At 72.5% G+C, this 13,042-nt stretch carries 11 protein-coding genes; 5 read left to right on the top strand and 6 right to left on the bottom strand.

Going from position 1 to position 13,042, the window contains the following annotated elements:
- Positions 1 to 8: 8 nt before the first annotated feature.
- A complete protein-coding gene (locus QIT00_RS03445; RefSeq protein WP_282533553.1) occupies positions 9 to 1,361 on the bottom strand; it encodes a cytochrome P450 family protein in 1,353 nt (450 codons plus the stop codon).
- Positions 1,362 to 1,460: 99 nt separating this feature from the next.
- On the opposite strand from QIT00_RS03445, the gene QIT00_RS03450 reads away from it, so the two are divergent.
- Entirely contained in the window at positions 1,461 to 2,090 is a 630-nt protein-coding gene (locus QIT00_RS03450; protein ID WP_282533554.1) for a TetR/AcrR family transcriptional regulator, read from the top strand.
- Positions 2,091 to 2,521: 431 nt separating this feature from the next.
- Here the strand turns inward: QIT00_RS03450 and QIT00_RS03455 are convergent, their stop codons facing one another.
- Positions 2,522 to 3,427, bottom strand: coding sequence for a LysR substrate-binding domain-containing protein (locus QIT00_RS03455; protein ID WP_282533555.1), 906 nt, complete (start codon positions 3,425 to 3,427; stop codon positions 2,522 to 2,524).
- A 71-nt stretch (positions 3,428 to 3,498) separates the two neighbouring features.
- Here QIT00_RS03455 and QIT00_RS03460 point away from each other — a divergent pair, with 71 nt between their 5' ends.
- Positions 3,499 to 4,770 (top strand): FAD-dependent monooxygenase, encoded by a 1,272-nt coding sequence (locus QIT00_RS03460; RefSeq protein WP_282533556.1) that lies wholly within the window; start codon positions 3,499 to 3,501, stop codon positions 4,768 to 4,770.
- 147 nt (positions 4,771 to 4,917) lie between these two features.
- On the opposite strand, the gene QIT00_RS03465 is transcribed toward QIT00_RS03460, so the two are convergent.
- From QIT00_RS03465 to QIT00_RS03480, 4 genes are all read right to left on the bottom strand, one after another.
- A complete protein-coding gene (locus QIT00_RS03465) occupies positions 4,918 to 5,724 on the bottom strand; it encodes an energy-coupling factor ABC transporter ATP-binding protein (protein WP_408909717.1) in 807 nt (268 codons plus the stop codon).
- Positions 5,712 to 6,473, bottom strand: coding sequence for a cobalt ECF transporter T component CbiQ (gene cbiQ / locus QIT00_RS03470; protein ID WP_282533558.1), 762 nt, complete (start codon positions 6,471 to 6,473; stop codon positions 5,712 to 5,714). Before cbiQ ends, QIT00_RS03465 begins: the two co-directional genes overlap by 13 nt.
- Position 6,474: 1 nt before the next feature.
- Positions 6,475 to 7,527: an energy-coupling factor ABC transporter permease gene (locus QIT00_RS03475; RefSeq protein ID WP_282533559.1), complete on the bottom strand. Its 1,053-nt coding sequence runs from the start codon at positions 7,525 to 7,527 to the stop codon at positions 6,475 to 6,477.
- Between the two features lie 126 nt (positions 7,528 to 7,653).
- Positions 7,654 to 8,061, bottom strand: a complete 408-nt coding sequence (locus QIT00_RS03480; RefSeq protein ID WP_282533560.1) for a MarR family winged helix-turn-helix transcriptional regulator — start codon at positions 8,059 to 8,061, stop codon at positions 7,654 to 7,656.
- A gap of 89 nt (positions 8,062 to 8,150) precedes the next feature.
- Here QIT00_RS03480 and QIT00_RS03485 point away from each other — a divergent pair, with 89 nt between their 5' ends.
- From QIT00_RS03485 to QIT00_RS03495, 3 genes are all read left to right on the top strand, one after another.
- Positions 8,151 to 10,160, top strand: a complete 2,010-nt coding sequence (locus QIT00_RS03485) for an MMPL family transporter (RefSeq protein WP_282533561.1) — start codon at positions 8,151 to 8,153, stop codon at positions 10,158 to 10,160.
- A 173-nt stretch (positions 10,161 to 10,333) separates the two neighbouring features.
- The gene (locus tag QIT00_RS03490) at positions 10,334 to 11,254 is read left to right on the top strand and encodes a hypothetical protein (protein ID WP_282533562.1); all 921 of its coding nucleotides are present in this window, start codon (positions 10,334 to 10,336) and stop codon (positions 11,252 to 11,254) included.
- Positions 11,255 to 11,470: 216 nt separating this feature from the next.
- A complete protein-coding gene (locus tag QIT00_RS03495; RefSeq protein ID WP_282533741.1) occupies positions 11,471 to 13,015 on the top strand; it encodes an SDR family oxidoreductase in 1,545 nt (514 codons plus the stop codon).
- Positions 13,016 to 13,042: the final 27 nt, after the last annotated feature.

The raw sequence follows: 13,042 nt of genomic DNA on the forward strand, positions 1-13,042 counted from the left end.
AGCTCGCGTCACCAGCGCAGCGGCAGGTGGTTCAGGCCGCGGAGGAGGCTGGGGCGCCAGTCGGGGGCGGGGTCGCCGTCGATGGCCAGGTCCGGGAAGCGGTCGAGGAGGGCGCGCAGGGCGAGGTTCGCCTCGAGGCGGGCCAGGGGCGCGCCGAGGCAGTGGTGGATGCCGTGGCCGAAGGCGAGATGGGAGCGGGTCAGCGCCGGGTTCCGGTGGATGTCGAAGCGTTCCGGGTCAGGGAAGCGTTCCGGGTCGCGGTTGGCGGAGGCGAGGGAGATGACCACGCGCGCGCCCTGCGGGATGTGGGTGCCGGCGACGGTGACGGGCTCGGCGGTGTAGCGGTACGTGCCGGCCGGGCTGGGCGGTTCAAAGCGCAGTGCCTCCTCCACCGCGTTCTCCAGGAGGTCGCCGTCGGCGCGCAGGGCGGCGAGCTGGTCGGGGTGCGTGAGCAGCAGATGGACGGCGTTGGCGATGAGGTTGACGGTCGTCTCGTGCCCGGCGACGAGCAGCAGGAAGGCCATGCCGAGGAGTTCCTCGTCGGTGAGGCGGCCGCCGTCCTCGTCGTGGGCGCGGACGAGGGCGTGCAGCAGGTCGCCCTCCGCGGCCTCTGGGGCCTCTGGGACCTCTGGGGCCTCTGGGGCCTCTGGGGCCTCCGCGGCCTCCGGAGCCTCCAGGGCCCCTGCGGCCCCTGCGGCCCCTGCGGCCCCTGCGGCCCCTGCGGCCCCTGCGACCTCTGCGCCTCCCGCGTCTCCCGCGTCTCCCGCGGAGCGCCGCTTCGACTCGATCAGGCCTGCCAGGTACGCCGTCATCTCCTGGGCGGCCAGGCCCGAGGCCTCCGGTTCGCCGATGGTGAGGATCTTCGCGGTCCAGGCGCGGAAGCGGTCGCGGTCGACGCCGGGGACGCCGAGCAGTTCGCAGATGACGGTGAGCGGCAGGGGGAAGGCGAAGGCGTCGATGAGGTCGGCGCTGCCCAACGGGCCCATGGCGTCGAGGAGTTGGTCCGCCGCTTCCTGGATGCGTGCCCGCAGCGCCTTGATGCGGCGCGCGGTGAACTCGCGGGCGACGAGGGACCGCAGCCGGGTGTGGTCGGGCGGGTCGGTCTGCAGCATGTTGCGGCCGATGGAGTACAGCCCGTCGCTGTCGTACTCCGCGGAGTGGCGGACGTCGTGGCGCAGTCGCGTGTCCGCGAGGGCGGCACGGGCCTCCTCGTGGCCGAGGATCATCCAGGCCGTGTCCCCAGTGGGGAAGCGGACGTAGTGGACGGGCCCCTTGGCGCGCAGGGCCCGGAAGGCCGAGTAGGGGTCGGTGGCGAAATCTTCGGTCCAGGCGGCGAGTTCTTCGGCGGGCTGTGCGGGCATGGCGAGCTCCCTTGAAGTGGGGACTATTCCCCGTTTCCTCTTCCGGGGGACCCTAACAGGAACTGGGGAGTGCTCCACAGATCCTGTACGGTGCGGTACGTGAGAAGGGACGCGCAGCGCAACCGTGAGCTGGTCCTCGCCGCCGCCCGGGAGGTGTACGCCGAGCAGGGCGTCGAGGCGCCGCTCGACGTGATCGCCCGCCGGGCCGGAGTCGGCAACGCCACCCTCTACCGCCGCTTCCCCGATCGGGCGGCCCTGATCGAGGCCGTCTTCCAGGCGACGCTCGGCGCCGTGATCGACGCCGGCGAGGAGGCACGGCAGGCCGAGGACCCCTGGGCGGGCCTGAACGGCTACCTGGACCGGGTGTTCACGGTCCTCGCCGCCGACCGGGGCGCCAACGACCTGATGACGACCGGCATCGAGGGAGTGCCGACCCTGGAGAAGCTGCACGTCCACAACGCGGAGACCTTCGGCGGCCTGCTGGAACGCTGCCGCCGCCAGGGCCTCGTACGCGCGGACGTGGTCACCGAGGATCTGCTGCTCAGCCTCGCCGCGCTCGGCCGGACGGCGCCCGCGCTGGAGGCCGCCGTACCCGGCTCGTGGCGGCGGCCGCTCGCCCTCCTGATCGACGGGCTGCGCGCCGAGGGGGCCCACGAGCTGCCGACGGAACCCCTCACCGCGGAGCAACTCGCCTCAGCGCTCAGCGAGATGAACCGCCCCCGGAAGTGACGCCGCGCCGCGGCGACGCTTCCGGCGGTGCGCCTGTCGGCATCGATCAGATCTGGGTGCGCGGAGCGGATCGTAGGTCGCTACGAATTATCAGGATTTCTCTTGACATGAGTGGTACGCGGAGGACACTGGTTAACACACCAGAAAACCGAGGAATCGCACCGTCGATCAGAGACGTCTGTCGGCAAGAGATTCTGAAGGCTCTGGCCAGGCCCCCGAAGCCCCTCGCTACCGGAGCCTCAGCGACGACTGAGGTAGATGGCAACGGTGAGGACTCCGGGGACTGCTTTGTTCGGGCCCGTTTCGTTCGGGCCCTTTTGTTTGCGCCCTTCTGTTTGCGCCCAGTTTGTTTGCGCCCCCTCGAAGAGCGCCCGCCACGGAGTGTGGCGACGCGTTGTGTGTCGGTACCGCAGGTGTGGTGTTGTCCTTGGTCACGGTGGCGGGGGTGCCGTAGTCGTCAAAGCCGTACGGGCATGGGACAGGAAGGCCCGGGCCGCTGGGCTCTCGGTCTCTGCCGTGCGCCAAGCGAGGGCGAGTCGGCCGCGCACGGCGGGGTCGAGGGACAGGACATGCAGCTCTTCCGGGTGGTCACGGGCGATCGGTTCCGGCAGGATCGCCGCGCCCATGCCGTGCGCCGCGAGCCGTGCCAGTACGCGGGGGTCGCTCGCCTCGAAGGCGATGCGCGGCCGGAAACCGGCGGCGGCGCAGGCGGCGTCGATGACTCCCCGGGTGCCGCTGGTGTGGGTGAAGGTGATCAGCGTGCGGTCGGCCAGTTCCGTGAGCGCGAGCCGATCCCGCCCGGACCGTGCGAACGGGTCGTCCCGGCTCACGGCGACCACCAGCGGTTCGTCGGCGATGATCTGCAACTCGACGCCAGGCGGGGGCGTCCGGTCCGGGGCGAGCACGGCCGCGTCGAGCCGGCCGGCGGTGAGGGCCGCGGCCAGTTCGTCCGAGCCGGACTCCCTGAGGCTGAGGTCCACGGCCGGGTGCCGGCGGTGGAAGGAGGCGAGGAGCCCGGGCAGATCGAGCTCGGGCGCCAACGTGACCGTGCCGACCGCGACTTGGCCGCGCAGCAGTCCGGTGTACTCGTCCACCGCGAGTCGGGCGCCCGCCACCGAGGCGAGCGCGGACCGCGCGTACTCCAGCACGGTGGCACCGACCTCGGTGGGACGGACCGTGCGGCCGGTGCGGTCCAGGAGCCGCTGGCCGAGTTCGCGCTCCAACTGGCGTATCTGGGAGCTCACGCCCGGCTGGGTGACATGGAGCCGGGCCGCGGCCCTGGTGAAACTGGCCTCCTCGACGACGGCCAGCAGATATTCGAGCTGCCTCAACTCCATAACCGGCAAGCATAGTTGGACGAAGAAGAACTACTTGGACTTCTGGACTCCCGCTGATCGACAGTGAATCCATGGCAACCAACGAACGCAGCAGCGCCGAGGAGACCGCCGAGGAGACCGGCGTCCTGATCGCCGGTGCCGGCATCGGCGGGCTGACCGCCGCGCTCGCCCTGCACGCGGAAGGCGTCAGGGTGACCGTGATCGAACGGGTCCGGCGGATCACCCCCCTCGGAGTGGGCATCAGCCTCCAGCCGCACGCGGTGCGGGAACTGACCCGGCTCGACCTCGGGGACACGCTCGCCGCGACCGGTGTCCCCACCGCCGAGCAGGTCTACGCCGACGAACGCGGCGGCCGCCGGTTGGCCGAGGCGGTCGGTGTGGCGGCCGGGTACCGATGGCCGCAATACGCCATCCACCGGGGCGAGTTGCAGCTCCTGCTGCTCGACGCGGTACGGCAGCGGCTCGGCCCGGACGCGGTCCGCACGGGCACGAGTCTGGAGTCCTTCGCCGAGGAACGGGACGCGGTACGGGTCAGGGTGACCGACCGGGCGACCGGGACGCCCGCGCTGGTCGAGGCCGGGGCACTGGTCGGCGCGGACGGGGCCAGGTCGAGGGTGCGGGCGGCGCTGCACCCGGACGAGGGTCCGATGTGCTGGTCGGGGGTACGGATGTGGCGGGGCGTCACGGAGATGGCGCCGTTCCTGACGGGCCGGACCTCGGTCATCGCGAGCGGCGAGCGGAACGTCCAACTGGTCGTGTACCCGATCTCGGCGCGGCGCCCGCTGCTCAACTGGGTGTGCGCGGCGCCGGAGGCAGAGCCGGGGGCGCTGGTCGAGACCGCGGGGTGGAATCGCGAGGGAAGCGCCGCCGACGTACTGCGCCACCTGGAGGGCTGGGACTTCGCCCCTCTCGGCCTGGACATCCACGCGCTGATCACCGGCAGTCAGGCCGTCTTCGAGTACCCCATGGTCGACCGGGACCCGCTGCCGCGTTGGGGCCAGGGGCGTACGACGCTGCTCGGCGACGCCGCGCACCCGCTGTATCCGACGGGTGCCAACGGCGCCTCCCAGGCGATCGTGGACGCCCGCGCTCTCGCGACGGAACTGGCCGCTGCGGGCGGTGCGGTCGCAGGGGGCGGTGTGGCCTCCGGGGGCGACGTGGCCGGCGCGCTCGCCCGCTACGAGGCGGCGCGGGTCGGGCCCACGGGCGACGTGCTGCGCGCGAACCGGGAGATGGACCGGAGCATGCGCGGCAGGGTCGGCGGGGACCCCGTCGCGGCGATCACGGAGCGGTACCGGCGGACGACGGGCGGGGATGTGACGACGGTCAACGCGAAGGCCTGACACCGGGGGCGGCTGCCGCCCCTCCCCCGCCGCGCACCGGCTCTCCACCCCGGCGAACCGTTCCGATCGTCACCGTGGCGGCGTGGATACCCAGAGGGCGCCGCCGCTACGTCGCCACCGCCTCGCGGTGAGACCGTCCGGCAGGCGCTAACCCGCCGCCACCGTTCGCGGGTCGAAGCCGAAGGGCAGTTCAAGGCGGTGGGTGCGCATCAGGTCCTCGTCGGCCAGGATGTCCCGGGTCCTCCCGTCCGCCGCGATGGTGCCCTCGCTCAGCACCAGGGAGCGGGGGCACAGCTCCAGGGCGTACGGCAGGTCGTGCGTGACCATGAGGACCGTGACGTCCAACGACCGGAGGACGTCTGCCAGTTCGCGCCGGGAGGCGGGGTCGAGGTTGGACGACGGCTCGTCCAGGACCAGGATCTCCGGCTCCATGGCGAGGACGGTGGCGACGGCGACACGGCGGCGCTGCCCGAACGACAGGTGATGCGGGGGCCGGTCCGCGTACTCCTGCATGCCGACCCGCTCAAGTGCCTTGCGTACGCAGGCTTCGAGTTCCGAGCCGCGCAGGCCCGCCGCCGCCGGGCCGAACGCCACGTCCTCGCGCACCGTAGGCATGAAGAGCTGGTCGTCCGGATCCTGGAAGACGATGCCGACCCGGCGCCGCACCTCGGACAAGTGCCGCTTCCCGACGGGCAGCCCGGCCACGGCGACCGAACCGGCGCCCGCCGTCAGGATGCCGTTGAGGTGCAGGACCAGTGTGGTCTTCCCGGCGCCGTTGGGGCCGAGCAGGGCGACCCGCTCGCCGCGGCCGATACGGAAGTCGACGCCGAACAGGGCCTGGTGGCCGTCGGGGTAGGCGTACGCGAGGCCGGAGACCTCCAGCGAGGGGGCCGCGTCAGGAGCCGCCTCGGGTGCGGGATCGGGTGCGGGATCGGGTGGAGTCACAGGAACCATCCCAACAGGCAGACCGCCAGGGCGGACAGCGGGAGCGTCAGGGCGTACGACCACTGCGCGCGCGAGGCCGTCACCTCGTCGATGACGGGCATGGACCCGGCGTAGCCCCGGCTGACCATCGCCAGGTGGACGCGCTCGCCACGCTCGTAGGAGCGGATGAAGAGCGCGCCCGCCGACTTGGCGAGGACGCCCCACTGACGTACGCCGCGGGCTGCGAATCCGCGGGACTCGCGGGCGATCCGCATCCGCCGCATCTCGTCGGTGATCACGTCCCCGTACCGGATCATGAACGACGCGATCTGGACGAGCAGCGGGGGCAGCTTCAGGCGCTGCAGGCCGAGCAGCAGTTCACGCAGCTCGGTGGTGGCGGCGAGCAGGACGGATGCGGCGACTCCGAGGGTGCCCTTGGCGAGTACGTTCCAGGCGCCCCAGAGGCCGTCGACGCTGAGCGACAGGCCGAGGACGTCGACCTGTTCGCCGCGTGCGACGAACGGGAGCAGCACGGCGAACGCGACGAACGGCACCTCGATGAGCAGCCGCTTCAGCAGGAACCCGGCGGGTACGCGGGCCGCGTACGCGACCGTCGCGAGCAGCGCGGCGTACAGGCCGAAGGCCCACATGGCCTCGCGGGGTGTGGCGACCACGACGACCACGAAGCAGAGCACGGCGGCGAGTTTGCAGTGCGGCGGCAGCGCGTGCACTGGTGAGTCTCCTCGCCGGTAGAGCCGGTGGGCGTGCCCGGCGCCCATCTCAGGCGGTCTCCTCGGACCGCGTCGAAGCGGCCGTGTCGGCGGGGGCGTTGCGGCGGCGGACCGCCCAGAAGACCCCGGTGCCGACGGCGACCGTGACGCCCACGCCGATCACTCCGGCGAGGCCGCCGGAGAGGCGCCCGTTCGCGATGTCCTCGACTCCGTAGTCGGCGAGCGGGGAGTTGGCGGCCGCGTGCTCCTCGGCCTTCTTGTCCATGCCCTTGTCGGCGGCGACCTTCTCCAGGCCGTCGGGGCTCGCGGAGGCGTAGAAGCTGACGAAGCCCGCGAGGACGACGGAGGCGACGAGCCCGGTGATCCACACCTTGCGCGGGGATCGGACGGGTTCCCGGACGGTGGCCGGGGCGGCGTCCACGAGCTCGCCGCCGACCCGCAGCTTCAGCGGCGCGGTGAGGCCACGGGCGCCGTACACCAGGTCGGGGCGTACGGCGATGACGGCGCCGACGGTGGCGGCGGTGATGGCGGCCTCGCCGAGGCCGATCAGCGTGTGCACGCCGACCATGGCCGTGAGGACGGTGTCGACGGGGACGTAGGTGGTGCCGCCGAGCGCGTACATGCCGGTGAAGGCGGCGGCGGCCGCGGGCACGGAGACGAGCGCGGCGACGAAGGAGGCGACGGTCACCGAACGGCGCTTCTTCGGCAGCACCTTGACCAGGCCGCGGAACAGCGCGTAGGCGACGAGGACGGTGACGACGCCCATGTTCGTGATGTTCACGCCGAGCGCGGTGAGGCCGCCGTCCGCGAAGAGCACGCCCTGCATGAGCAGCACGACCGATATGCAGAGCACTCCTGTGTACGGGCCGACGAGGATCGCCGCGAGTGCGCCGCCCAGGAGATGGCCGCTGGTGCCCGCGGCGACCGGGAAGTTCAGCATCTGGACGGCGAAGACGAACGCCGCCACCAGACCGGCGAGCGGCGCGGTGCGCTCGTCGAGCTCCCTGCGCGCACCCCGCAGGGACACGGCGACGGCGCCGGCCGCGACGACTCCGGTGACCGCGGAGACAGGCGCGTTGATGAATCCGTCGGGTACATGCATCGGCAGGGCTCCGCTCTCGGCCTTCGGGGGCTGGCGGTTGATGATAGAGCCCTGTTGCGAGTTACTTGCAAGTGCGGCCGGGACGGAACTCTCCGTGGAGGGCCGTCCCGTCGCCGCTGCCGTGGTTCACCTCAGGAGTTCCAGCTCCCGGTTCATCTCGGCGAGGAACCGCGCCACCACCTCGAGTTCCTCGACGGTGAAGCGGCCTCGGGCGGCCTCGGTGCCGTGGGCCAGCGGCCGGAAGTAGTCCCTCGCGACGCCCTTGGCGGCCTCCGCGTAGTGCAGGTGCACGACGCGGCGGTCGTCGGCCGCCCGGACGCGGTGGATGTGTCCCGCCTTCTCCAGGCGGTCGAGGCATGCCGTCACCGCTCCGGACGTCAGGTTGAGCTGCTTGCGCAGGCGGCCCGGGGTCATGGGGTCGGCCGTCCCGTCCTCCCTGGCGTCCAGGATCGCGATCAGGGCCTGTACGTCGGTCAGATGCAGGCCCTGGGCATGCGCGAACTCCTGGGCGATGCGGTTGAACTCTCCGTTCATGCGGCGCAGCAGGACCGCGAACCGCACCGCGCTGGGCCAGGTGGCTCGTACCCCTCGTCCTGCTCCTCGTCTGGCTGGGGGTCGGCGGCATGCTCGGTCCCTACGCGGGCAAGTTGGGCGAAGTCGCGACCAACGACCAGGCGGCCTTCCTGCCGCAGAGTGCCGAGTCCACGCAGGTCCTTGAGGCACGCGAGGCGTTCGACCAGTCCGAGACCCTGCCCGCCATCGTGGTGTGGACAGCGGACGGGAAGCGCGTCACGGCCGAGCAGCGGAAGGCCGCCATCGATGCCATGGCGGACCTCGCGGGCGAGCAGGGCGTGGTCGGCCGCCCCTCTCCCGCGCTGATCTCCGACGACGCCGAGGCCATGCAGGCCGTCGTGCAGCTGCGGCCCGACCTCGGCGAGGAGCTGCCGGACGTCCTGGGCGAGGTGGGTCAGGCGGCGGAGCGGGTGCCGGGGACGACGGCTCGGCTCGCGGGTCCGGCGGCCAGTCAGGCCGATCTGTCGGACGCCTTCGGCGGGATCGACGGGCTGCTCCTGGGCGTCGCCCTCGGCGCCGTACTGCTGATCCTGCTGCTCGTGTACCGGAGTGTCCTGCTGCCTCTCGTGATCATCCTGGGCTCGGTCTTCGCCCTCGGGCTCGCCTGCGCGGTCGTGTACGCGCTGGCGGAGCGGGATGTGGTGCGCGTCGACGGCCAGGTGCAGGGCATCCTCTCCATCCTCGTCATCGGCGCCGCGACCGACTACGCCCTGCTCCTCGCCGCCCGCTTCCGCGAGGAGCTCGCGACGAGCGACAGCGCGGCCAGGGCCGCGGCGGCGGCCGCGCGGAGGTCCTTCGGGGCGATCACCGCGAGCGCGGGCACGGTGGCCCTCGGCCTGTTGGCCCTGCTGGCGAGTGATCTCACGAACAACCGCGCCCTCGGTCCGGTCGGCGCCATCGGCATCGTCTGCGCCGTGCTCTCCGCGCTGACCTTCCTCCCGGCGGTCCTCGCACTGCTCGGTCGCGCCGCGTACTGGCCCTCCCGGCCCAAGGAGGCCGACGCCTCGGTCGAGGGGCACGGGGTGTGGCGGCGTATCGCCGCGACGGTGGACCGTCGCCCGCGGCGGGTGTGGGTGGCGACGGCCGTGGCGCTCGGCGTGTTCGCGGCCTTCTCGCCGTCGCTGTCGGCGAAGGGCGTGCCGCTCGACGAGATCTTCGTCAACGACGCGCCGTCCGTCGCCGCCCAGGAGACGCTGGCCCGGCACTTCCCCGGCGGCTCCGGGAATCCGGCGGTCATCATCGCGGACGCCGACCGTGCGGGACAGGTGAGGGATGCGGCGGGGAGGACCGAGGGCGTGGCCGCCGCGGCCCCGGTCTCCGCTTCGGGGCGACCGGGTGGGGGCGAGCCCCTCGTCGTCGACGGCCGCGTACGCATCGACGCCACCCTGCACGCCGCCGCCGACAGCGACGCGGCCAAGGAGACCGTCGAGCGGCTGCGCGCCGAGGTCCACGCGGTCTCCGGGGCGGACGCGCTGGTCGGCGGCTACACGGCGCAGCAGGTCGACACCCAGCAGACGGCCGCGGAGGACCGGGCGCTGATCATTCCGATCGTGCTCGGCATCATCCTGCTCATCCTCGTCCTCCTGCTGCGCTCCCTCCTCGTGCCCGTGCTGCTGGTCGCGACCGTCGCGCTCAACTTCCTGGCGACGCTCGGTGTATCCACGCTCGTCTTCGACCTGCTCGGATTCAGCGGTACGGACGCGTCGGTGCCCCTGTACGGATTCGTCTTCCTGGTCGCGCTCGGGGTCGACTACAACATCTTCCTGATGTCCCGCGTACGGGAAGAGGCCCTCGTACACGGAACCCGGCAGGGCGTGCTGCGCGGGCTCACCACGACCGGCGGAGTGATCACGTCGGCGGGCGTCGTGCTCGCCGCGACGTTCGCCGCCCTGATGGTGATCCCGCTGGCGTTCCTCGTGCAGATCGCCTTCATCGTGGCCTTCGGCGTCCTCCTGGACACGCTCGTCGTTCGCTCGCTGCTGGTCCCCGCGCTGGTGATCGACATCGGCCCCCGGGCGTGGTGGCCGAGCGCCATGTGCCGAAGGGACGCCGACAGCTGACCGACCCGTACGCCGGAGCGGCCCCCGTCTCGGGTGAGGCGGGGTCGCTCCGGGATCGGCACGCGTGCCGGCACCGGCTTGCATCCGCGAAGACCCGCGCCGCGGAACATCATGGAGAGACGGAAGCGACTGCCGCACCTCGCGGTAGGAAGCGCGGCGGCATGGACGGTGTCATGAGGAGCGAACAGCCGGTCGGCAGGGATTCCCCCGGGGCGGTCCCGCCCGGCACCGCGGCCTTGGCCGACGAGAACGACAGCTCCGTCACCTGGTCGGAGATCGGCCTGGACACGATGGCGTCGATGCTGGTCGTCTCGCTCGGGCGGAACAGCAGCCACAGCTTCACCGGGCGCTGCCAGTGGCCCCGGCTGCATCCCCTCAACGAGCGTCGGTTCCCGGCCGCGCCCCATCCCCTGATCATGGTCGAGTCGACCCGCCAGCTCGCCAGGGCCATCGAACGCCGTCACCTCCGCGAGGCGGCGGGCGCCGCACTCGAACCGGTCAGTGTGAGTGCCGGTCTGCGACCGCAGGTACAGCCGCAGGAGGCTGGCAGTGCCACCGCTGTCGAGGCCCGGCTGCTGCTGAGCGACCTCTCCACCTGCTCGTACGGACCCACCTCGTACCGGGTGACAGCCGAGTTCGCCCACGGCGGTGTGCCGTTCGCGTCCTGCACCATGCTCCTGGCCGCCGGGACCCGCCCCTGGGAGTTCCGCTCGGACGAGGGGGGCCTGGCGCGCCTGCTCCATCCCCCGGCCGCCGCGGTGGGCGCCGCCGCCGACACCGACGTCATGGTGGCGCGGGCCCCGCAAGGACGCCTTGTGCTCCTCCCCCGCGATCCGGGACATCCGGTGCTCCTGCCCGGCCGCCCGGACTTCCTCCCGGCCCCCGCCGTCCTGGAAGCAGGCCGCCAGGCGACGCTGCTGCACGCGGGGCGGACGGCCGACGCGGTGGTCGGGCTCTCCGTCGACCTGCGGGGGCCGGTGCCGTCGCGCGGGGCCGCGATCGAGGTGGACGCCGAGTCCGGGGGCGCGCGCTTCCTCGTCACGGCCGCCGGGCGCGCCGTCGCGACCGGTTCGGTGATGCTCCTGCAACCGTGACCGCGGTACGGGACGAACCACCTGACGTACCGGGCGAACCACCCGTGGACGCGTCCGCAGGAAGGAGCCGTGAGCGTGAGCCCGCAGGACGAGCGACGTGAGGGACGCCAAGGGCGGGAGGGGCGCCAAGGGCGGGAGGGGCGCCAAGGGCGGGAGGGGCGCCAAGGGCGGGAGGGGCGGCAGGGGCGGGAGGGTCGACAAGGGGAGGAGCGGCCGCTGCGCTGCCTGGTGACGGGGGCGTCCGGGTACATCGGCGGTCGTCTGGTGCCGGAACTTCTTCAGGCCGGGCACAGCGTCCGATGCCTGGCGCGCACCCCCCGGAAGCTGCGCGACCACCCCTGGTCGGAAGAGGTCGAGACCGTACGCGGCGACGTCACGGACGCCGGGTCGGTCGCCGGCGCGATGGCGGGCATCGACGTCGCGTACTACCTGGTGCACGCCCTCGGGTCCGGCTCGGACTTCGAGGACACCGACCGCCGCGCGGCGCGGATCTTCGCCGAACAGGCGCAGGCCGCCGGTGTGCGCCGGATCGTCTATCTGGGCGGACTCACTCCGCACGGCGTACCCGAACGGTCCCTGTCCCCGCACCTTCGCTCCCGTGCCGAAGTGGGGCGCGTCTTCCTGGACTCACCCGTGCCCGCCACGGTTCTGCGCGCCGCCGTCGTCATGGGATCGGGTTCGGCCTCCTTCGAGATGCTGAGGTATCTCACCGAGCGGCTTCCCGTCATGGTCACGCCGAGCTGGGTCCAGACCCGGACGCAGCCCATCGGGGTACGGGACGTGCTCCGCTATCTGGTCGGCTCCGCCCGCATGCCCGATGACGTCGACCGGGCGTTCGACATCGGCGGGCCGGACATCCTCACGTACCGCGAGATGATGCGCCGTTTCGCCCGTGTCGCCGGGCTCCCGCGGCGCGTCATCGTCCCGGTGCCGGTCCTCACCCCCAGGCTGTCCAGCCTCTGGGTCGGCCTGGTCACGCCCGTTCCGACCACGCTCGCCCGCCCGCTCACGGAGTCCCTGCGCCACGAGGTCGTGTGCCGGGAGCACGACATCGCCCGCTACGTGCCGGATCTCCCCGGCAGGCCGCTGTCGTTCGACGAGGCGCTGGCCCTGGCCGTACGGCGGGTCCGCGAGGCGCAGGTCGCCACCCGCTGGTCGTCGGCCTCCGTCCCGGGGGCGCCCAGCGATCCGCTGCCCACGGACCCGAACTGGGCCGGTGGCAGCCTCTACGAGGACGAGCGGCACCTGCCGGTCGACGCCTCCCGCGAAGCGCTGTGGAAGGTGATCGAGGGGATCGGCGGCGACAATGGCTGGTACTCCTTCCCGCTCGCCTGGGCCGTCCGCGGATGGCTGGACCGGTTCATCGGCGGCGTCGGCCTGCGCCGCGGGCGACGCGACGCCGAACGCCTGCGGGTCGGCGACTCGCTCGACTTCTGGCGGGTCGAGGAGATCGAGCCCGTACGGCTGCTGCGGCTGCGGGCGGAGATGCGGCTGCCGGGTCTGGCCTGGCTGGAGATGTACGTCGAGAAGGACGACGAGGGGCGTACCCGGTACGGGCAGCGCGCGCTGTTCCATCCGCGGGGGCTCCTCGGACACGCGTACTGGTGGTCCGTCTATCCGTTCCACAACGCCGTGTTCGGCGGCATGGCGCGCAACATCACCGAGACCGCCGCCAACGGCAAGCGGCCGCCGGATTCACCGGCCGAGCGCATCCGAGGGGCCGTCCGCAGGCGAAGAGTCCGGCGAAGAGTCCGACGATGACCGGCCCTTGGACCGTTACACCACCGC

Source organism: Streptomyces luteolus (assembly GCF_029968015.1).
In the GTDB taxonomy this organism is placed as follows: Bacteria; Actinomycetota; Actinomycetes; order Streptomycetales; family Streptomycetaceae; genus Streptomyces; species Streptomyces luteolus.